At 72.6% G+C, this 21240-nt stretch carries 17 protein-coding genes and 1 tRNA gene; 12 read left to right on the top strand and 6 right to left on the bottom strand.

Annotation, left to right across the window (positions count from 1 at the left end; genetic code table 11):
- Window positions 1-3 precede the first annotated feature (3 nt).
- The 5 genes from ACJ6WD_RS22310 to ACJ6WD_RS22290 all read right to left on the bottom strand — a co-directional run bounded on the left by ACJ6WD_RS22310 (window position 4) and on the right by ACJ6WD_RS22290 (window position 5448).
- A complete protein-coding gene (locus tag ACJ6WD_RS22310; protein ID WP_233656793.1) occupies window positions 4-867 on the bottom strand; it encodes an alpha/beta fold hydrolase in 864 nt (287 codons plus the stop codon).
- A gap of 193 nt (window positions 868-1060) precedes the next feature.
- Window positions 1061-1930 (bottom strand): ABC transporter ATP-binding protein, encoded by an 870-nt coding sequence (locus tag ACJ6WD_RS22305; RefSeq protein ID WP_233656792.1) that lies wholly within the window; start codon window positions 1928-1930, stop codon window positions 1061-1063.
- Between the two features lie 130 nt (window positions 1931-2060).
- Window positions 2061-2543, bottom strand: a complete 483-nt coding sequence (locus tag ACJ6WD_RS22300; protein WP_407616388.1) for an HD domain-containing protein — start codon at window positions 2541-2543, stop codon at window positions 2061-2063.
- Window positions 2544-2599: 56 nt separating this feature from the next.
- Window positions 2600-4054 (bottom strand): penicillin-binding transpeptidase domain-containing protein, encoded by a 1455-nt coding sequence (locus ACJ6WD_RS22295; protein ID WP_407616387.1) that lies wholly within the window; start codon window positions 4052-4054, stop codon window positions 2600-2602.
- Window positions 4051-5448, bottom strand: a complete 1398-nt coding sequence (locus tag ACJ6WD_RS22290; RefSeq protein ID WP_407616414.1) for an FtsW/RodA/SpoVE family cell cycle protein — start codon at window positions 5446-5448, stop codon at window positions 4051-4053. The genes ACJ6WD_RS22295 and ACJ6WD_RS22290 overlap by 4 nt, the downstream gene beginning before the upstream one ends.
- Before the next feature lie 446 nt (window positions 5449-5894).
- Between ACJ6WD_RS22290 and ACJ6WD_RS22285 the strand changes: the two genes are divergently transcribed.
- Window positions 5895-7193, top strand: a complete 1299-nt coding sequence (locus ACJ6WD_RS22285; protein WP_233656789.1) for a cytochrome P450 — start codon at window positions 5895-5897, stop codon at window positions 7191-7193.
- 257 nt (window positions 7194-7450) lie between these two features.
- On the opposite strand, the gene ACJ6WD_RS22280 is transcribed toward ACJ6WD_RS22285, so the two are convergent.
- Window positions 7451-7522: transfer RNA gene (locus tag ACJ6WD_RS22280), tRNA-Arg, on the bottom strand.
- A gap of 245 nt (window positions 7523-7767) precedes the next feature.
- On the opposite strand from ACJ6WD_RS22280, the gene ACJ6WD_RS22275 reads away from it, so the two are divergent.
- From ACJ6WD_RS22275 to prmC, 11 genes are all read left to right on the top strand, one after another.
- Complete coding sequence (locus ACJ6WD_RS22275; RefSeq protein ID WP_376440320.1) at window positions 7768-8340, top strand: PleD family two-component system response regulator; 573 nt, start codon at window positions 7768-7770, stop codon at window positions 8338-8340.
- A 157-nt stretch (window positions 8341-8497) separates the two neighbouring features.
- Window positions 8498-9520, top strand: a complete 1023-nt coding sequence (nrtL, locus tag ACJ6WD_RS22270; protein WP_233656787.1) for an ArgS-related anticodon-binding protein NrtL — start codon at window positions 8498-8500, stop codon at window positions 9518-9520.
- A gap of 115 nt (window positions 9521-9635) precedes the next feature.
- Window positions 9636-11027 carry a diaminopimelate decarboxylase gene (gene lysA / locus ACJ6WD_RS22265; RefSeq protein ID WP_407616386.1) on the top strand — a complete coding sequence of 464 codons (1392 nt, stop codon included), beginning with the start codon at window positions 9636-9638 and terminating at the stop codon, window positions 11025-11027.
- Between the two features lie 157 nt (window positions 11028-11184).
- Complete coding sequence (locus ACJ6WD_RS22260; protein WP_020930737.1) at window positions 11185-12477, top strand: homoserine dehydrogenase; 1293 nt, start codon at window positions 11185-11187, stop codon at window positions 12475-12477.
- A gap of 8 nt (window positions 12478-12485) precedes the next feature.
- A complete protein-coding gene (gene thrC, locus ACJ6WD_RS22255) occupies window positions 12486-13571 on the top strand; it encodes a threonine synthase (RefSeq protein WP_233656785.1) in 1086 nt (361 codons plus the stop codon).
- 348 nt (window positions 13572-13919) lie between these two features.
- A complete protein-coding gene (gene thrB / locus ACJ6WD_RS22250) occupies window positions 13920-14837 on the top strand; it encodes a homoserine kinase (RefSeq protein ID WP_233656784.1) in 918 nt (305 codons plus the stop codon).
- Window positions 14838-15210: 373 nt separating this feature from the next.
- A complete protein-coding gene (gene rho, locus ACJ6WD_RS22245) occupies window positions 15211-17229 on the top strand; it encodes a transcription termination factor Rho (RefSeq protein ID WP_233656783.1) in 2019 nt (672 codons plus the stop codon).
- 368 nt (window positions 17230-17597) lie between these two features.
- The gene (locus tag ACJ6WD_RS22240; protein ID WP_233656782.1) at window positions 17598-18722 is read left to right on the top strand and encodes an LCP family protein; all 1125 of its coding nucleotides are present in this window, start codon (window positions 17598-17600) and stop codon (window positions 18720-18722) included.
- A gap of 152 nt (window positions 18723-18874) precedes the next feature.
- On the top strand, window positions 18875-19099 hold the full coding sequence (gene rpmE, locus ACJ6WD_RS22235) for a 50S ribosomal protein L31 (protein WP_016570915.1): 225 nt from the start codon (window positions 18875-18877) through the stop codon (window positions 19097-19099).
- Window positions 19100-19268: 169 nt separating this feature from the next.
- Entirely contained in the window at window positions 19269-20348 is a 1080-nt protein-coding gene (prfA, locus tag ACJ6WD_RS22230; RefSeq protein WP_233656781.1) for a peptide chain release factor 1, read from the top strand.
- Between the two features lie 36 nt (window positions 20349-20384).
- Window positions 20385-21230 (top strand): peptide chain release factor N(5)-glutamine methyltransferase, encoded by an 846-nt coding sequence (gene prmC, locus ACJ6WD_RS22225; protein ID WP_016570917.1) that lies wholly within the window; start codon window positions 20385-20387, stop codon window positions 21228-21230.
- Window positions 21231-21240: the final 10 nt, after the last annotated feature.

Here is a 21240-nt window from a genome sequence, read left to right as displayed (position 1 = left end):
CCCTCACCCCGCCAGGAACCCCGTCAACTCCCGTTCCAGCTCGGCCGACCGCAGCTCCGGCAACGCGTGGTGCCCGACCCCCGGCAGCGTCACGATCCGCGCCCCCGGCAGCGCCCGCCCGGCCCCCGCCGCCACCCGCCGCACGTCGTGCGCCCGGCTCCGCCCGGCCAGCAGCACCAGCGCGGGCGGCGCGGCGGAGCCCAGCCGGGCCGCCGCCGGCCGCGGCCCGGTCACCGGCCGCCCCCGGAACTCCCGGCCGCCCACGCCCATCAGCCGGACCACCTCCGGCGCCACCCCCGGCCCGCCGCGGCTCTCCCACGCCAGGAACCGCCGGGCCGCGTCCGGGCCGGGCCGCACGAACAGCGGGGCCGCGCGCGCCAGATACGCCGCCCGGAACCCCGCGAAGCACTGCGTCGGGTCGAGCAGCGCCAGCCGCGCCACCCGGTCCGGGGCGTGCACCGCGTACCCCAGCGCCAGCCAGCCCCCGTACGAGTGCCCCAGCAGCGCGGCCCGTTCGGCTCCGAGCGCGTCCAGCACCCCGTCCAACCAGGCCATCAGGTCGGCCGGCCGGCGCAGCGGGCGGCCGCCGGGCACGCTCAGCCCGGGCGTGCCCGGCACCTCCACCGCGTACGCCCGGTGTGTGCGCGCGAGGCCGGCGGCCCGGGCGTACCAGCCGGCGGAGGTGGTGCCGCCACCGCCCAGCAGCACCAGCGGCGGTCCGTCGGCCGGTCCGCAGGCGGTGATCCGGGTGGTGCCGAACTCCCCGTCCACAGCGAGCGGTTCGACCGGCACCGGCCAGAGGGCCAGGGCCTCCCGGTAGGCCGCCCGGAACGCGGCGGTGGCGGGCGGCGTGCGCTTGACGTTCACGGTGCGCCTCCGTGACGGGGAAGGGCGGCGGACGGACGGTCCACGGCAGCGGGACGGACGACAGGCACCTCGCTGGGCAAGTATCTTGCTCGACGCCTTCGACGAGGGCGAACGGGCCGCGGTCCGACGCTTCTTGACGGGCGCGCGGGACGCGGCGGACGGAACGTGACGACGACGGCGCCCGCCCCCGCCGCTACTGCACCGACGGCCGCCCGGACCGGGCCAGCCAGCGCCCCTCGTGCCGGGACACCTCGATCGGCCGCCCGAAACAGGCCGTCATCCGCTCACTGGTCAACACCTCGGCCACCGGACCGAGCGCCTGCACCCGCCCGTCCCGCAGCAGGACGGCCCGTCCGATGGCCGGGGACAGCTCCTCCAGGTGGTGCGTGACGGTCACCGTCGCCAGCTCCGGCCGTCCCGCGGCCAGCCGGTGCAGGGCGTCGATCAGGTCCTCGCGGGAGGGCAGGTCCAACGCGTTGAACGGCTCGTCGAGCAGCAGCAGCGAGGGATCGGCCATCAGCGCCCGGGCGATCAGGATCCGGGCCCGCTGACCGCCCGAGCACACGCCGTACGGGCGGTCCGTCAACTCCTTGAGCTCCAACTCGGCCAGCAGCTCGTGCGCCCGCTCCCGCATCGCCGTGTCGTACGCGCGCCACAGCGGCTGCACGGTGCCGGTCGCACCGGTCAGCACCACCGTGTGCGCGGTCGCGTCCTGCGGCACCTTCTGCGCGCTGGACACCAGGCCGATGGCGGCGCGCAGTTCCCGCACGTCCACCCGGCCGAGCCGGTGGCCGAGCACCTCGACGGTGCCGACGGTGGGGAACATCAGGGCGCCGATCAACCGCAGGACGGTGGTCTTGCCGGCCCCGTTCGCGCCCAGCAGCGCCCAGTGCTCACCGGAGCGCACGGTCCAGTCGACGCCGTCGAGGATGACCTGGTCGGTGGTGTAGCGGCGGACGCCGACGCCGGTCAGCTCGGCGATCACCCGCCCCGCCGCCGGGCCGTGCAGGGCGTCGGGCCCGGGGGCCGGGGGCTGCGGTTCCGAAGGCTGCGTGGGAGTCATCGCGGCAGATTAGCTGTGTACGACACCTTTCGGCGCGGGCGTCCGATGCGTGGAACCGGGGCGGCCGGATCCGGTCACCCGGGCCGCCGGTGCGCCCGGGCCCTGCCGGACGGCCGGCCCGCGCGGCGCGTCAGCCCAGCCCCAGCAGGGTCCGCACCCGGGCGTACTTGGCCGTCAGCCGCCGCCGGGTCGAGGCGTCCAGGACCGCGAGCCGGGCCGGATCGGCGTTGTGCGCCAGGTCCGCCTCCTTGACCAGCAGCGCACCGGGCACGGCCAGGATGCGCGCGGTGTACTCCTCGACCGGCTCCCCGGGCCGCTTGGTGACCGCCAGGACCATCGCCTTGGTCGCCCCGTCCAGCGCCGCCCCGTCCAGCCACGCGGCGCTCACCGCCCCGTCCTCGACCGCGTCGTGCAACCACGCCGCGGCGATCTGCGCCGCACTGCCGCCGCGCGCCCGCACCCCCGCCGCGACCGCCGCCAGGTGCTCGGCGTACGGCCGGCCCGCCTTGTCGGTCTGCCCCTCGTGCACGCGCCGGGCCAGCGCCTCCACCTCGGCGAGCGAGAGCCGCGCCCGCACCGCGGGGTCCGGGGAGTGTTCCGCATCACGCACCATGGCGCCATTGTGCCGGCGTCATGGTGCCGGCGGCCTAGCCGCCGCGGCGACCGGACCTACCGCAACCCCGCCGCCAGCACCGCCCGCGCGATCGGCCCGGCGCTGCCGCCCCCGCTGACGTCCTCCCGCTCGGCCTCCGCGTCCTCCACGACCACCGCCACCGCCGCCAGCGGCTCGTGGCTCTGCCGGTCCCGCACCCACGCGATGAACCAGGCGTACGGCGTCCCCTCGTTGCGCACCCCGTGCTGTGCCGTCCCCGTCTTGCCGCCCACCAGGAACCCGTCGATCGCCGCGGTCCGCCCGCTGCCGTGCTCGACGACCTCGGTCATCAGCTCCTGGAGCTGCTCGGCGGTGGCCGGACTCATCACCTGCCGGGTCGGCTCCCGCGCCCCGGGCGCGACCAGCACGCCGTGCGCGTCGGTCACCCGGTCGACCAGGTACGGCGGCGTCAGCTGGCCGTCGTTGGCCACCGCCGCCGCCACCATCGCCATCTGCAGGGGAGTGGCGGCGGTGTCGTACTGCCCGATCGCGGAGAGCGCCAGCTGCGCCGGTTCCATCCGGGTGTCGAAGGTGCTCGGCGCGACGGGGGAGGGCAGCCGCAGTCCCCGGTCGTTGAAGCCGAACCGCTCCGCCGCGCCCGCCAGCCGGCGCACCCCGACCGCCACCCCCAGGCGCGCGAAGACCGTGTTGCAGGAGAGCCGGAAGGCTTCCCGCAGCCCCACGTGCGCGCAGCCCTCCGCGGGATTGCCCAACTGGGTGCGGGTGCCCGGCAGGGTGTACGGGTCGGGCACGTCCAGCGGGGCGTCGAGGTCCTTGACCACCCCGCCGTCCAGCGCCGCCGCCGCGGTCACCACCTTGAAGGTGGAACCGGGCGGATAGGTCTGCCGCAGCGCCCGATTGAGCATCGGCCGGTCCGCCGCCGCGTTGAGCCGCCGCCAGGCGGCGGTCACCGACCGCCCGTTCCCGGAGAGCACGCCGGGGTCGTACGACGGCGAGCTGACCAGCGCCAGCACCCGCCCGCTGCGCGGCTCCACCGCCGCCACCGCGCCCTTGCGGCCGGCCAGCCCCCGGAACGCGGCGCGCTGCATGGCCGGGTCGACGGTGGTCTCCACCCGCCCGCCGGGCGGTCGGCGGCGGATCAACCGGTCCCACCACGGAAACGTCACCAACCGGTCGTCGGTCCCCGCCAGGATGTCGTCCTCGGCGCCCTCCAGCAGCGAGGCCCCGTACGTCTGCGAGGCGAAGCCGGTGACCGGCGCGTACAGCGGTCCGTCGGTGTAGGTCCGCTCGTAACGCAGCCGGCCGCCGCTGTCCCGCGCGCCGGTCACCGGGCGGCCGCCCACCAGGAGCGCGCCGCGCGGCTGGGCGTACCGGGCGATGGCGGCCCGCCGGTTGGCCGGGTTGCGGGTGTAGTCGTCCGCCTCGAAGACCTGCACCCGGACCGCGTTCACCAACAGCGCGGCCAGCAGCAGTGAGGAGAGCGCGGCGGTGTGCCGGACGCCGCGGATCACCGCGGTGCCCCGACGGCGTCCGGGGCGGCGCGCAACGGCCGGACGTCCTCGTCGCCCTGCGGCCCGCGCGCCCGGTCACTGATCCGCACCAGCAGCGCGACGATGATCCAGTTGGTCACCACCGACGAACCGCCCTGCGCCAGGAACGGCATCGCCATCCCGGTCAGCGGGATCAGCCCCATCACCCCGCCGGCGATCACGAACACCTGGAGCGCGGGCAGCGCGGCCAGCCCCACCGCCAGCAGACTGCCGAACGGGTCGCGCAGCCCGAACGCCGCCCGGTAGCCGCACGCCGCGAGCAGCGCGTACAGCACGAACAGCGCGCTCAGCCCGGCCAGCCCCAGCTCCTCACCCACCGTCGCCAGGATGAAGTCCGACTTCCTCGCGAACCCGATCAGCGACGAGTGCCCCTGCCCCAGCCCGGTCCCGAACGTCCCGCCCGCGGCGAACGCGAACAGCGACTGCGCCAACTGGCCCGGCCCCCGGCCCGCCGCGATCCCGGCGAACGGCGCCAACCAGTCCTGCACCCGCCCGTGCACGTGCGGCTCCAGCGTCCCCACCGCCGCCGCCCCGGCCGCCGCCAGCAGCACCCCCAGCGCGATCCACCCGGTCCGCCCGGTGGCCACGTACAGCACCACCACGAACACCCCGAAGAAGAGCAGCGACGTCCCCAGGTCCCGCTCCAGGACCAGCACCCCCACGCTCACCAGCCAGATGGCGACGACCGGCCCGAGCACCCGGCCCGCCGGCAGCCGCAGCCGCCACACCTCCTTCCCGGTGTGCGCCAGCGCCTCCCGATTGGCCGCCAGGTACGCCGCGAAGAACACCGTGATCAGCACCTTGGCGAACTCGCCCGGCTGGAGCGAGAACCCGGCCGCCCGGATCCAGATCCGCGCGCCGTTGACCGCCGGGAAGAGGATCGGCACCACCATCAGGGCCAGCGCCAGCCCCGCGCACCCGTAGGCGTACCGCGCCAGCACCCGGTGGTCGCGCAGCACCGCCACCACCGCGATGAACAACGTCACGCCCACCGCGGACCACACCAGCTGGGCGGGCGCGGCCTGGTCGTCCCGGGTCTCCAGGTCGAGCCGGAAGATCAGCACCAGCCCGAGCCCGTTGAGCAGTACCGCGGTCGGCAGCAGCAGCGGATCCGCGTGCGGAGCACCGAACCGCACCACGAGGTGCGCCAGCAACGCCAGCCCGCCCAGCCCCGCCGCGTACCGCAGCGCCCCGGCCGGCACCGCCTGCGACCTGGCCAGCCCCACCACCAGATAGCCGCAGACGCTGATGAGCACGGCACCCACGAGGAGGGCCAGTTCGACGCCCCGCCGCTTGGCCGGCGGTCGCACCGCCGTCCGGGCCGGGGCCGCGCCCGCCCCCGGCCCGCCGCCCACCGCCCTCGCCCCGTTCGCCCGGTCCACCACATCCACACGGGCAACGTAGCAAGCAAACTCCCTCAATTCGCCCATATCACCCCCAGGCGACGCCACTCACCCCCAGCCCCCACCGTCCCCCTCTTCACACTCCGCCCCCCCGGCGCGGCGGGCCCGCTTCCCCTAGGGGGAGAATCAGGGGCCTCATAGGGGTGGGGCGCGGGCCGTTCCGTGACCGAGGTCAACGGCAGTTTGTAAACTCGGTCAGAACGAAAAGCAGAAGGCCGAGCTCGTCACGCTGACGCGGACGACCGATCGCACCGGTCGACGCCATGGACACACGCCATGGCGCCGCTCGCGAGGGGCTATGGCGTACGACACCGAGCACGCCGAGTGAAGGTCCCGCGCCGTTTCGGCCCACGGGGGCGGCCGAGCGCGGGTGACCGTCCCCCGCGACGAAAGGCAGTATGAGCGCCATGACGACCCTCCGTTCCCGGATCTTCGCCTGGGCCGGCCGCCTCTACCTGGCGAGAACGCGGAAGAAGGGCTTCGACCTCTCCCGCATGTCCTTCCTGCCGGACTCCGTCCTGATGCCGCTGCGCCGCGACGGCCTCGACCCGGTGCCCGACCTCGCCGACATCCGGGAACGCGAGCCCATCAGCAAGCTCCCGGTGCCGATAGCCTCCAACGTCTGGCTGGTCACCGGCTACGACGAGGTCAAGGCGGTGCTCGGCAAGGCCGACGCCTTCAGCTCCGACTTCACCAACCTCATCGGCAAGGCCGGCGCCGGCGCCGAGCAGAACCCCGGCGGCCTGGGCTTCGCCGACCCGCCGGTGCACACCCGCCTGCGCCGCCTGCTCACCCCCGAATTCACCATGCGCCGCCTCGGCCGGCTCACCCCCCGCATCCACGACATCGTCGAGGAACGCCTCGACGCCATGGAGCGCGCCGGCCGCAACGGCGACCCGGTCGACCTCGTCACCCACTTCGCCCTCCCCATCCCCTCCCTCGTCATCTGCGAACTCCTCGGCGTCCCCTACGAGGACCGGGCCGACTTCGAGCGCCTCAGCGCCGCCCGGTTCGACCTCTTCAGCGGCGCCAACGCCTCCTTCGGCGCCATATCGGAATCGCTCTCCTACTTCCGCGACGTCGTCAAGAAGCAGCGCGAGAACCCGGGCGACGGCCTGCTCGGCATGATCGTCCGCGAACACGGCGACTCGGTCTCCGACGAGGAACTGGCCGGCCTCGCCGACGGCGTCCTGACCGGCGGCTTCGAGACCACCGCCAGCATGCTCGCGCTCGGCGCCCTGGTCCTCCTCCAGGACCCCCAGCACTTCGCCGCCCTCAAGGACGGCGACGACGTCGTCGACCGCTACGTCGAGGAACTCCTGCGCTACCTCACCGTCGTCCAGGTCGCCTTCCCCCGCTTCGCCCGCGAGGAACTGGAGATCGGCGGCGTGCAGATCGCCGCCGGCGACGTCGTCCTGTGCTCCCTCAGCGGCGCCGACCGCGACGGCGAACTCGGCCCCGAGATGGAGCAGTTCGACCCCCACCGCGCCAAGGTCCCCTCCCACCTCGCCTTCGGCTACGGCATCCACCGCTGCGTCGGCGCCGAACTCGCCCGCATGGAACTCCGCGCCGCCTACCCCGCCCTGGTCCGCCGCTTCCCCACCATGCGCCTCGCCACCCGCCCCGAAGACCTCGCCTTCCGCAAACTCTCCATCGTCTACGGCCTGGACTCGTTGCCGGTGCGCTTGGACGCCTGAGGCGGCAAGCGAAGGTTGAGGGGCGGTCACCGCCCCGTGCGGCCCGCTCGTCCGAGCTGCGAGCCCCAGGCCCCCGGAACGCTCCGGGGGCCTTCCCGCCCCCGGGCGCCGATCGGACCGGACGCTTCGAGTTCCGCCGCGTGGACGGGCCGCATCGCTCGCCATGGACGGGCGTGCGCCGCCCACGTCCGCGGAAACAAAAAGACCCCGCCGTCAGCTGATGCTGGTGGCGAGGTCTTCCGGCACTTCAAGTGAAGTGCCCCCGGCAGGATTCGAACCTGCGCACACGGCTCCGGAGGCCGTTGCTCTATCCCCTGAGCTACGGGGGCTTTGTCGCTGCTCGTTGCGGCGACGGGTAGAACACTACCAGCTCCGATGGGGTGGTCATGAACGTTTTGGGGGCCGGTCGGCGGAAGCCCGGGCGGGGGGTGGGCGGGGGTCAAGGAAGGTCGCCCTTACCGCATGTCGTGGGCGGGTCGGAGGTGGTCGTTGAAAGGTCCCTCGCACGGGGGCGGAAGTGGGGAAAACCGGGACGCAGGTGCAGGGGCAGACCTAGTCTCAAGGTGTGCCTGGCTTGTCCGGTCGGATCCTTGTGGTCGATGACAACAAGGTGATCCGGCAGTTGATCAGGGTCAACCTTGAGCTGGAGGGCTTCGAGGTCGTGACCGCGGCTGATGGTGCCGAGTGTCTGGACGTCGTGCACCGGGTGAGACCCGACGTGGTGACCCTGGACGTCATGATGCCGCGGCTGGGCGGTCTGCACACCGCGGCGCGGCTGCGTTCCGACCCGCGGACGTGGGACATCCCGATCGCCATCGTCAGCGCCTGCACGCAGGGCGAGGTGGACAACGGGCAGTCGGTGGGCATCGACGCCTTCCTGGCCAAGCCGTTCGAGCCGACGGAGTTGGTGCGCACGGTGGGGATGCTGGTGCGGGAGGGGCGGCAGCAGCGGGAGTGCCCGGGGCGTGAGGCGTGCGGGGGCGCGTCCGAGGGGGCCGGTGTCGGTGGCGCGGAGAACGGCGCCGTCGGTGCCGGATCGCGAGATGACGTGTCCACGGCGGGTGGTGGGGCGTCGGCGGACGGCGCTTCCGGGGACGGCGCGGAGCGCGGCGAGCCGGGCAGCGGGGGCGGTCGGGCCGCGAGCTGAGGCCGGTTGCGGGCGCCGGGCGAGGGGGATGGCGCCGGGTTCGCCCCGGCGGTTCGCGGGCTCGGCGGCGGGCCGCGTGCGCCGCAGGACGCCGTCGGGTGTCCACCACGCGAAACCCGTTCGCATGGCTCCCCCCTTCCTCCCATACGCTTGTCCTGTGACCCCGGCCGAGCTTTCCCGTACCGTCCTGCGCTCCGTGCGCGGTGCCGTTGCGGAGCGGGAGCTCTCCGTGCCCGTGCCGGCGCGGATCGTGGTGCAGGCACCGCCGCGCCCCGGGTGCGGGGACTACGCCTCCAACGTGGCGCTGCAGCTCGCGCAGCAGGCCGGTCGGCCCGCGCGCGAGGTGGCCGAGATCCTGCGGCGGCGGCTGGCGGGCAGTGCGGGGATCGCCCGGGTCGAGATCGCCGGGCCGGGCTTCTTGAACTTCACGTTGGGCGACGGCGCGTCGGCCGGGCTCGTGGCGGACGTGCTGGCCCGCGGCGAGCGGTACGGCCAGGCCCCGGAGAGCGGGGCGGCGACGGGCGCGGGACCCGGGCGGATCGTCGAGGCACCGGCGCCCCCCGCGGGGGACTGGGCCCGGGCCCGGGCGAGCGTGGTGGGCGAGGTGCTCGACCGGCTCGGTCGGGCCGCCGCGGAGCCGCGGCGGCCGGCGGACGCCCAGGAGGGCGAACTGGCCCGGCTGGTGGCGCGGCTCGGCACGGACGAAGCGCGGTGGGTGCTGCTCAGGCCCGCGGCGCACGACCCGGTGCGGGCGCCGCGGCGGCCGGTTCAGCACGAGGACAACCCGCGGTTCCGGGTGCAGTACGCCCACGCCCGGGCCCGCGCGATGGTGCGCAACGCCGGCGAGCTGGGGTTCGTCGGCGAGCCGGGGGACGTGACGACGGCCGACGCCGGCCACGGGGACGTACAGGTCCTCCAGACGCTGGAGGGCCGTCTCGCCGCGTATCCGACGGTCATCGCGACCGCCGCGCGGCGATGCGCGCCGGACCGGGTGGTGCGCCATCTGGAGGTCACCGCGGACGCCTATCTGCGCTGGCAGGAGGAGTTCTGGCCGCTGCCCGTCGGCGAGCAGAAACCCTTGGCCGTGCACCGTGCCCGGGTGGCCCTCGCCGAAGCCACGGGGACGGTGTTGGGGAACGGCCTGCGCCTGCTCGGCATCTCTGCTCCTGAACACGTCTGAACCACATCCACCTGAGTCTGGAAATGTCCGATGCACGCGTCCGAACACCCTCGGGGCGCGCCGACGACTGCCCCGATCAGCACCTCTGAACAATCTTGAGGGGACCGTTTCCGTTATGAGCCGTTCCGCGCATCCCGCAGGGCCCCGGCATGGCGACGTACTGCCCGACGGGCACTACGCCGGGCCGCCCGCCGATCTCAACTCCCTCGACCCGCAGGTCTGGTCCCGTACCGTCCGGCGCAACGCCGACGGTGCGGTGACGGTCGGCGGGCTGGCCGTGACCGCGCTCGCCGAGGAGTTCGGCACGCCGGCGTACTTCCTGGACGAGGAGGACTTCCGGGCCCGCTGCCGGTCCTGGAAGGACGCGTTCGGGCCGGACGCCGACGTCTTCTACGCGGGCAAGGCGTTCCTGTCCCGGGCCATCGTGCGCTGGCTGGCCGAGGAGGGGCTCCACCTCGACGTCTGCTCCGGCGGCGAGCTGGCCACCGCGCTGGACGCCGGGATGCCCGCCGAGCGGATCGCGCTGCACGGCAACAACAAGAGCACCGAGGAGATCGCCCGGGCCGTCGAGGCCGGGGTGGGGCGGATCGTGCTCGACTCCTTCCAGGAGATCGCACGGGTCGCGCACATCGCCGAGCGGCTGGGCAAGCGCCAGCGGGTGCAGATCCGGGTCACGGTCGGCGTCGAGGCGCACACCCACGAGTTCATCGCGACCGCGCACGAGGACCAGAAGTTCGGCATCGCGCTGGCCGGCGGACAGGCCGCCGAGGCGGTGCGGCGCGCACTGAAGCTCGACGGGCTCGAACTCATCGGGATCCACAGCCACATCGGTTCGCAGATCTTCGACATGGCCGGCTTCGAGGTCTCCGCGCGGCGGGTGGTGCAGCTGCTCGCCGAGGTGCGGGACGAGCACGGCGTGGAGCTGCCGGAGATCGACCTCGGTGGCGGACTGGGCATCGCGTACACCTCCGACGACGACCCCCGCGCACCGCACGAGATCGCCAGGGCGCTGCGCGAGATCGTGGGCCGCGAGTGCGAGGCGGCCGGGCTGCGGGCGCCGCGGATCTCGGTCGAGCCGGGCCGGGCGATCGTCGGCCCGACCGCCTTCACGCTCTACGAGGTCGGCACGGTCAAGGAACTGGAGGGGCTGCGGACGTACGTCTCCGTCGACGGCGGCATGTCGGACAACATCCGCACGGCGCTGTACGACGCGGAGTACAGCGTGTCGCTGGCCTCCCGCACCTCGGACGCCGAGCCGATGCTCTCGCGGGTCGTCGGCAAGCACTGCGAGAGCGGGGACATCGTCGTCCGGGACGCCTTCCTGCCGTCCGACGTGGCGCCGGGCGACCTGCTCGCGGTGCCGGCGACCGGCGCGTACTGCCGGTCGATGGCGAGCAACTACAACCACGCGCTGCGGCCGCCGGTCGTCGCGGTCAAGGACGGTGCGGCCCGGGTCATCGTCCGCCGGGAGACGGAGGAAGATCTCCTGCGGTTGGATGTCGGGTAGGGGCGGATCGCCGGGTCCGGGCCCTGGATGAAATAAATGTCTCGGCATCCGGACGAACGGCAGAAACCGCCGTCCGGTGCGTGAGACTGGTGCATGACCAGGAAACTGGTGCGTGACCGAGCATGAAACCGCTGGATCGAAGAAAAGTCGAGGTCGAATGATGCGTACGCGTCCGCTGAAGGTGGCGCTGCTGGGCTGTGGTGTGGTCGGCTCAGAGGTGGCGCGCATCATGACGACGCACGCCGACGATCTCGCGGCCCGCATCGGTGCGCCCGTGGAGCTCGCCGGGATCGCCGTCCGCCGCCCGGAGCGGGTGCGGGACGGGATCCCGGCCGAGCTGATCACCACCGATGCGACCGCGCTCGTCAAACGCGGCGACATCGACGTCGTCATCGAGGTGATCGGCGGCATCGAGCCCGCCCGCGCGCTGATCACCACCGCCTTCGAGCACGGCGCGAGCGTGGTGTCGGCCAACAAGGCGCTGGTGGCGGCGGACGGTGCCGCACTGCACGCGGCGGCCGAGCAGCACAACGCCGACCTCTACTACGAGGCGGCGGTTGCCGGAGCGATCCCGCTGGTCCGGCCGCTGCGCGAGTCGCTGGCCGGCGACAAGGTCAACCGCGTCCTCGGCATCGTCAACGGCACCACGAACTTCATCCTCGACAAGATGGACTCGACCGGCGCCGGCTACAGCGAGGCGCTGGACGAGGCCACCGCGCTGGGCTACGCCGAGGCCGACCCGACGGCCGACGTCGAGGGCTTCGACGCCGCCGCCAAGGCCGCGATCCTGGCCGGCATCGCCTTCCACACCCGCGTCACCATCGACGACGTGCACCGCGAGGGGCTGACCGAGGTCACCGCCGCGGACATCGCCTCCGCCAAGCGGATGGGCTGCACCGTCAAGCTGCTCGCCATCTGCGAGCGGGCCGCGGACGGCGCGTCGGTGACCGCGCGGGTCCACCCGGCGATGATCCCGCTGACGCACCCGCTGGCCTCCGTGCGCGAGGCGTACAACGCGGTCTTCGTGGAGGCCGACGCGGCCGGTCAGCTGATGTTCTACGGTCCCGGCGCGGGCGGCTCGCCGACCGCCTCCGCGGTCCTCGGCGACCTCGTGGCGGTCTGCCGCAACAAGCTCGCCGGGGCCACCGGGCCGGGGGAGTCGGCGTACACGGCGCTGCCCGTCAGCCCGATGGGTGAGGTCGTCACCCGCTACCACATCAGTCTCGACGTGGCCGACAAGCCGGGCGTTCTGGCTCAGGTCGCGACGATCTTCGCCGAACACGGCGTATCGATCGATACGGTCCGTCAGCAGGGGAAGGACGGCGAGGCGGACCTCGTCGTCGTCACCCACCGAGCGACCGACGCCGCCCTGTCGTCGACGGTCGGGGCACTGCGCGAGCTGGACACCGTCCGCGGTGTCGTCAGCATCATGCGGGTCGAAGGGGAGTAAAGGAACCCATGTCTGCCAATTCCACCGTCACCACTGCGAACGGTCAGTGGCGCGGAATCATCGAGGAGTACCGCGACCGGCTGCCGGTCAGCGACACGACCGAGGTCGTCACCCTGCGCGAGGGCGGCACGCCCCTCGTGCCGGCCCAGGTGCTGTCCGAGCGCACCGGCTGCGAGGTGCACCTCAAGGTCGAGGGTGCCAACCCCACCGGCTCCTTCAAGGACCGCGGGATGACGATGGCCATCACCCGCGCCAAGGAGGAGGGCGCCAAGGCGGTCATCTGCGCCTCCACCGGCAACACCTCCGCCTCGGCCGCCGCGTACGCGGTCCGGGCCGGGATGGTCTGCGCGGTGCTGGTCCCGCAGGGCAAGATCGCGCTGGGCAAGATGGGCCAGGCGCTGGTGCACGGCGCCAAGATCCTCCAGGTCGACGGAAATTTCGACGACTGCCTGACGCTGGCCCGGGGCCTCTCCGAGAAGTACCCGGTCGCACTTGTGAACTCCGTCAACCCGGTGCGCATCGAGGGCCAGAAGACCGCCGCCTTCGAGATCGTCGACATGCTCGGTGACGCCCCCGACATCCACGTGCTGCCGGTCGGCAACGCCGGGAACATCACCGCCTACTGGAGGGGCTACCGCGAGTACGCGGCCGACGGCATCGCCGCCCGCACCCCGCGGATGTGGGGCTTCCAGGCGTCCGGCAGCGCCCCGATCGTGCGCGGTGAGGTCGTCAAGGACCCGCACACCATCGCCACCGCGATCCGGATCGGCAACCCCGCCTCGTGGGAGTTCGCCGAGCGCGCCCGGGACGAGTCCGGCGGCCTGATCGACGACGTGACGGACCGTCAAATCCTTGCTGCCTACCGTCTGTTGGCCGCGAAGGAGGGCGTCTTCGTGGAGCCCGCCTCGGCCGCCTCGGTCGCCGGTCTGCTCAAGGCCGCCGAAGAGGGCAAGGTCGACCCCGGCCAGCGGATCGTCTGCACGGTCACCGGCAACGGCCTCAAGGACCCGGACTGGGCGGTGGCCGGTGCGCCGCAGCCCGTCACGGTCCCGATCGACGCCGACGCCGCCGCCGAGCGCCTCGGCCTCGGCTGACCGTCCCGGCCCCCTCCGGGACCCGCGCAGCAGCACGGGGGACGACGGACCCGCCAGCCGTCCGTCGTCCCCCGTGCCGCACCGGGCGCAAAGTCCGGGCAAACACTGCAAAGGCGACGTTGGGGCATGGGGTGGCGCGCGACACGCATCGTGCGCCTCCTGTGCGCCCTATGTCGCGACAGAACCTTCCTTCGATAGGCTGGCACCCAACTCCCCTCCCCACGGCATAACGCAGTGGTGCGCAGGGCAGGTCAGAACAGTCCCCAACGAGCCGGCCGGGCGCCTCGGTGCCACAGCGCTGCGCTCGGGGGCAGTACCGCAGCATCAATCAAGGAGAGTCATCGAGCGATGGCCGGTCCCGCGTTCCGCGCCGCCGCCGTCCGGGTGCGCACCCCCGCTACCAGCGCCAATCTCGGCCCCGGCTTCGATGCCCTGGGACTTTCCCTGGGTCTGTACGACGACGTCGTGGTGCGCGTCGCCGACACCGGTCTGCACGTCGACATCGCCGGCGAGGGGGCCGACACGCTCCCGCGCGACGAGAGCCACCTGCTCGTACGCGCCATGCGCACCGCCTTCGACCTGCTCGGCGGGCAGCCGCGCGGGTTGGAGATCGTCTGCGCCAACCGCATTCCGCACGGCCGTGGTCTGGGCTCCTCCTCGGCCGCCATCTGCGCCGGGATCGTCGCGGCCCGCGCCGTGACGATAGGCGGCGAGCAGAAGCTCGACGACGCCGCCTTGTTGGAACTCGCCACCGAGATCGAGGGCCACCCCGACAACGTCGCCGCCTGCCTGCTCGGGGGCTTCACCCTCGCCTGGATGGACACCGGCACCGCCCGGGCGATCCGGATGGATCCGGCCGATTCCATCGTTCCGGTGGTCTTCGTGCCCGGAAAGCCGGTACTGACCGAGACCGCCCGCGGACTGCTGCCGCGCACCGTCCCGCACGTGGACGCCGCTGCCAACGCCGGTCGCGCCGCACTGCTCGTCGAGGCCCTGACCAGGCGCCCCGAGCTGCTGCTCGCCGCGACCGAGGACCGACTTCACCAGGAATACCGCGCCCCCGCGATGCCGGAGAGCACGGGCCTGGTGAACCGACTGCGCGCGGACGGCGTCCCCGCAGTCATCTCCGGTGCGGGCCCGACGGTGCTCGCACTGGTCGAAGAAGCGGCGGCCGACAAGGTCGCGGCACTGGCGGGAGAGGGGTGGGCGGCCAACCGGCTGACCCTCGACGCGGCCGGCACGTGCGTGCTGCCGCTCGCCGGGTGATCACACCGAGTGATCGACGATTGCCGGTCTAGAGAGGGGGAATGTTTGTTGGATCCGGTAGTGTTAACCTCAAGTCAGTACTCGACGCCAGTGTGGCGCGGTGCTTCGTGTCCCCCGTCGGGACCACTTTCTTCCGGGAGCCTCCCAAACTGCTTGGAGCTTTTGTCCTGAGCAGAAGTGAGCACGCTCCGGAATCGGCGTGTCGACAACAGTCAGACCCCAGATCTTCACGCCGGAGCCATGAATTGATCTTTCCGCCGTATCCGGCGGGACCACCGCCCCGGCCCGGTCCGTCAGACCAAGGACCCAGCCGGACAGCACAACCGGTCGCCGAGCCAGACAGGCCGACGCCCGCTCCAGGGAAGGACCCTTCGTGAGCGACACCACCGATCTGATGGGCGCGCGCACCGATGGCAGTGCCACCACGCCCGCCACGGACGCTCCCGCCGCGCCTGCCACCACGCGACGCCGCCGTTCCGGCACCGGCCTTGAGGGCATGGTCCTGGCCGAGCTGCAGCAGGTTGCCTCCGGCCTCGGTATCAAGGGCACCGCGCGGATGCGCAAGAGCCAGCTGATCGAGGTCATCAAGGAGCGCCAGGGCGCCGGCTCCGGGACCGCCGCCAAGGCCGACGCGCCCACCGACGCCGAGACCAAGCCCAAGCGCCGCACGACCTCCAAGGCCCGCACCGGCGAGGACGGTGCCGAGTCGGCCGCCAAGTCCGAGAAGGCCAAGTCCACCAAGGCCACGGAGAAGGCGGGCACCCAGCAGCAGATCGACATCCCGGGCCAGCCGGTCAGCGACGAGGCGCCGGCCGGTGAGCGTCGTCGCCGTCGGGCCACCGCCCCCGCGGGCAGCCCGGACGCCGACGTCCGCACCGACGCCAAGGCCGAGGCCGCCACCGCGGTCAAGACCGAGGCCCGTACCGACACCGCGACCGCTCCGCAGGAGAGCGGCGAGGGCCGGACCGCCAAGGGCGGCGACCGCCAGGAGCGCGGGGACCGTCAGGACCGCGGCCAGAAGGGCGAACGCGGTCGGCGCGACCGGGACCGGGACCGTGACCGCGGCGACCGTCGCAAGGGCGACGCGGGCGACGGCGGCGGCCAGGGCGGCAACCGCCAGCGGGACCGCCGGGAGGTCGACGAGGAGGACTTCGATGGCGGTCGGCGCGGCCGGCGCGGTCGTTACCGCGACCGCCGCGGGCGCCGTGGCCGCGAGGAGTTCGCCAACGAGCCGCAGGTGGCCGACGACGACGTGCTGATCCCCGTCGCGGGCATCCTCGACATCCTCGACAACTACGCGTTCATCCGGACCTCCGGCTACCTGCCCGGTCCGAACGACGTGTACGTCTCGCTCGCCCAGGTCCGCAAGAACGGTCTGCGCAAGGGTGACCACGTCACCGGTGCGGTCCGTCAGCCCAAGGACGGCGAGCGGCGCGAGAAGTTCAACGCGCTGGTGCGCCTGGACAGCGTCAACAGCATGGCGCCCGAACAGGGCCGCCAGCGTGCGGAGTTCGGGAAGCTGACGCCCCTTTACCCGCAGGAGCGACTGCGCCTGGAGGGCGAGTCGGGCGGCCTGACGACCCGGATCATCGACCTGGTGACGCCGATCGGCAAGGGCCAGCGCGGTCTGATCGTGGCCCCGCCGAAGACCGGCAAGACCATGATCATGCAGGCGATCGCCAACTCGATCACCCGCAACAACCCCGAGTGCCACCTGATGGTCGTCCTCGTCGACGAGCGTCCGGAAGAGGTCACCGACATGCAGCGGTCGGTCAAGGGCGAGGTCATCTCCTCGACCTTCGACCGCCCGGCCGAGGACCACACCACCGTCGCCGAACTCGCCATCGAGCGCGCCAAGCGCCTGGTCGAGCTGGGCCACGACGTGGTCGTCCTGCTGGACTCCATCACCCGCCTGGGCCGCGCGTACAACCTCGCGGCGCCCGCCTCCGGCCGCATCCTGTCCGGTGGTGTCGACTCGACCGCGCTCTACCCGCCGAAGCGCTTCTTCGGTGCCGCGCGCAACATCGAGGACGGCGGTTCGCTGACCATCCTGGCCACCGCGCTGGTCGAGACCGGCTCGCGGATGGACGAGGTGATCTTCGAGGAGTTCAAGGGCACCGGCAACCTGGAGCTCAAGCTCGACCGCAAGCTCTCCGACAAGCGCATCTTCCCCGCGGTGGACGTCGACGCGTCCAGCACCCGCAAGGAGGAGATCCTGATGGGCAGCGACGAGCTGGCCGTCGTCTGGAAGCTGCGCCGGGTGCTGCACGCCCTGGACCAGCAGCAGGCCATCGAGCTGCTGCTGGACAAGATGAAGCAGACGAAGTCCAACGCGGAGTTCCTGCTCCAGATCCAGAAGACGACGCCGACCACGGGCAACGGCAACGACTGACGCCCGCGGCCGCGCCGCACGCACGATCGGGCCCCCTCACCCCCCGGGTGAGGGGGCCCGGTGCGTTCCGCGGCGCCGCCGGGCGCCCGGGTGTGACCCGCGCCGCGCCGCGAGGTGCCCCGCTTGAGACCTTTCGCACAGATCCGTACCGCGTACGCAGTTTCCTCCGAAGCGTGCACCGGGACGAAAGCCCTGGTGAGAGCCGCCCCGATGGCCACGCGCAGCGGCCGGGCGGGGCGACTTTCTAAGAAGACGCTCATGACCCGCTGTGCAACCCTTCCGGACAGCCTCCCGTCTGACAGAGCACTCAACTGCGTGCGGCAGGGGGACGGCCACGAGCAGTCGACCGACGAAGGACTGAGGAACAGATGGCGCAGAGCGACGGGACCGAGCAGCAGGCCGGCGGCCGAGGCCGCCCCCTGCGTGCCACCGGCCAGCGGCGCAAGGCCCCGAGCCGGCGCCACCGCGTCCTGACCCGCACGCTGTGCGCGCTGGTCGGTGTCGTCCTGCTCGGCGGCGCCGGACTCGGGTACCTCTACTTCAAGTTCAACGGCAACCTCACGGGCGTCGACATCAACGCCGCCCTCGGCGCGAACCGTCCGAAGAACCCCGACAACGGCTCGATGGACATCCTCGTCATGGGGTCCGACTCCCGGGCCGGCAAGAACGCCTCCTACGGCAAGGACGAGGGCGGGGCGCGCTCCGACACCGCGATGGTGGTGCACGTCTACAAGGGCCACCAGAAGGCCAGCGTCGTCAGCATCCCGCGGGACACCCTGGTCACCCGGCCCGACTGCACCCAGGGCGGGCGGAACGTCCCCGGGCAGCAGCGGGCGATGTTCAACACCGCCTTCGAGGTCGGCGGCCCGGCCTGCGCCGTCAAGACCGTCGAGTCGATGAGCGGCATCCGCATGGACCACTTCGTCGAGGTCGACTTCACCGGCTTCAAGAAGCTCATCGACGCGCTGGGCGGGGTGGACATCACCACCACCAAGGCGATCGACGACAAGTACAGCCACCTCCACCTCCAGCCCGGCAGGCACACGCTCAACGGGGAGGACGCCCTCGGCCTGGTCCGCACCCGGCACGGCGTCCCCGGCGGCGACGGCAGCGACCTCGGTCGGATCCAGCTCCAGCAGACCTTCATCAAGGCGCTGATGAAGCAGGTCCGCAGCGTCGGGGTGCTCTCCAACCCCGCCAAGCTCTACGACATCGCCGACACCGCCACCAAGGCCGTCACCACCGACACCGACCTCGACTCGGTCACCGCGCTGACCGGCCTGGCCAAGGAACTCGGCGGGATCTCGGCCGACCACATCGACATGGTGACGCTCCCGGTGACCTACGACCCGGTCAACCCCGACCGGGTGCTGCCGCTCACCACCCAGGGCCGCAAGGTCTGGGACGCGCTCCGCCACGACCAGGACGTACCCAAGGCCGCCATCAAGGGCTCCGCGGGTGACAAGGGCGGCACGTCCAACTACGTGAAGTAGCCGTCGGCGCCCACGAGCCGCCCGGGAATAGCGGTGGCCGTACCCCGGTTTTGGGAGATACGGCCAGTCCTGGCAGACTGGACCGTCGGCCCCGGTTCACGTGACGCAATCCGCGCCACGACCCGGTGCACTCCCGAACCTAGGAGAATCCCTTGAAGCGCGACATCCACCCGGAGTACGTCGAGACCCAGGTCAGCTGCACCTGTGGCGCGTCGTTCACCACCCGTAGCACCGTTGCCGGCGGCACCATCCGCGCCGACATCTGCTCCGAGTGCCACCCGTTCTACACGGGCAAGCAGAAGATCATGGACACGGGCGGCCGCGTGGCCCGCTTCGAGGCCCGCTTCGGCAAGTCCGCCCAGGCCGCCAAGAAGTAGCGACCCGCAAGGCGCCGGCCTCCGGTCGCCCCTGGACAAGGGGGACCGGACCGGCGTCTTTGTCGTCCGTACCCTCTGCCCTCCGGCCGAGGGGCCGGCCCGCCGCACCGCGGCAACGGGGCACAGCCACCCCGCGAAGCCACACCAGCAGTCAGCAGAGGAACACACGATGTTCGAGGCGGTCGAAGAACTTGTCGGCGAGCACGCCGACCTCGAAAAGCGGCTGGCCGACCCCGCGGTCCACGCGGACCAGCGCGAGGCCATGCGGCTCAACAAGCGCTACGCGGAGCTGACCCCGATCATCACCACGTACCGGGACTGGAAGCGGACCGGCGAGGACATCGAGACCGCCCGCGAACTCGGCCAGGACGACCCGGACTTCGCAGCCGAGGTCAAGGAGCTCGACGCCCACCGCGAGGAGCTCACCGAGAAGTTGCGGCTGCTGCTCGTCCCGCGCGACCCCAGCGACGACAAGGACGTCATCCTGGAGGTCAAGGCGGGTGAGGGCGGCGAGGAGTCGGCGCTGTTCGCCGGCGACCTGCTGCGGATGTACCTGCGGTACGCGGAGCGGGCCGGTTGGAAGACCGAGATCCTCGACGCCAACGAGTCCGACCTCGGCGGCTACAAGGACGTCCAGGTCGCGGTGAAGACCAAGGGCGGCGGCGGTGCCACCGAGCCGGGACAGGGCGTCTGGGCGCGGCTGAAGTACGAGGGCGGGGTGCACCGCGTCCAGCGGGTCCCCGCCACCGAGTCGCAGGGCCGGATCCACACCTCCGCGGCCGGCGTGCTGGTCACGCCGGAGGCCGAGGAGGTCGAGGTCGAGATCGTCGCCAACGACCTGCGGATCGACGTCTACCGCTCCTCGGGGCCGGGCGGCCAGTCGGTCAACACCACCGACTCCGCGGTCCGCATCACGCACCTGCCCACCGGCATCGTGGTCTCCTGCCAGAACGAGAAGAGCCAGCTCCAGAACAAGGAGCAGGCGATGCGCATCCTCCGCTCGCGGCTGCTGGCCGCGGCCCAGGAGGAGGCGGAGCGGGAAGCCTCGGACGCCCGGCGCAGCCAGGTGCGCACCGTCGACCGCTCGGAGCGCATCCGCACGTACAACTTCCCGGAGAACCGCATCTCGGACCACCGGGTGGGCTTCAAGGCGTACAACTTGGACCAGGTGCTCGACGGCGAGCTGGACCCGGTCATCCAGGCGTGCGTCGACGCCGACGCGGCGGCGAAGCTCGCCGCCGCACAGTAAGACTGCAAGACCCAGGACGGATCGGCTGGAGGACCAGTGAACCTGCTGCTCGCGGAGGTGGCCCAGGCCACCCAGCGGCTGGCCGACGCCGGCGTGCCCTCACCGCGCTTCGACGCGGAGGAGTTGGCCGCGCACGTGCACGGCGTCAAGCGCAGCCAGCTGCACACGGTCCCCGACGCGGACTTCGACGCCCGCTACTGGGAGGCCATCGCCCGCCGAGAGGCGCGCGAACCCCTCCAGCACATCACCGGCCGGGCGTTCTTCCGCTACCTCGAACTCGCCGTCGGGCCGGGGGTGTTCGTGCCCCGTCCGGAGACCGAGTCGGTGGTCGGCTGGGCCATAGACGCGGTGCGCGCCATGGACGTCGTCGAACCCCTGATCGTCGACCTCTGCACCGGCTCCGGGGCGATCGCACTCGCCCTGGCGCAGGAGGTCCCGCGGTCGCGGGTGCACGCCGTGGAGCTCTCCGAGGAGGCGCTGGGGTACGCCCGCAAGAACGTCGAGGGGTCCCGCGTCGTTCTCCACCACGGCGACGCGCTCACCGCGCTTCCCGAACTGGACGGGCAGGTCGACCTGGTGATCTCCAACCCGCCGTACATCCCGCTCACCGAGTGGGAGTACGTCGCCCCCGAGGCGCGGGACCACGACCCGGAGCTGGCGCTGTTCTCCGGCGAGGACGGCCTGGACACCATCCGGGGCATCGAGCGGACCGCACACCGTCTGCTGCGGCCGGGCGGCGTGGTCGTCGTCGAGCACGCCGACACCCAGGGCGGTCAGGTGCCGTGGATCTTCAACGAGGAACTGGGCTGGGCGGACGCGGCCGACCACCCCGACCTCAACAAGCGGCCCCGCTTCGCCACCGCGCGTCGGGCGACGCCATGAACCGCTCCGC

The sequence above is a fragment of the Streptomyces sp. VTCC 41912 genome, assembly GCF_045799175.1.
In the GTDB taxonomy this organism is placed as follows: Bacteria; Actinomycetota; Actinomycetes; order Streptomycetales; family Streptomycetaceae; genus Streptomyces; species Streptomyces albulus_C.
The sequence above is the reverse complement of the archived record's forward strand: the minus strand, read 5'-3'. Positions and strand labels throughout refer to the sequence as shown.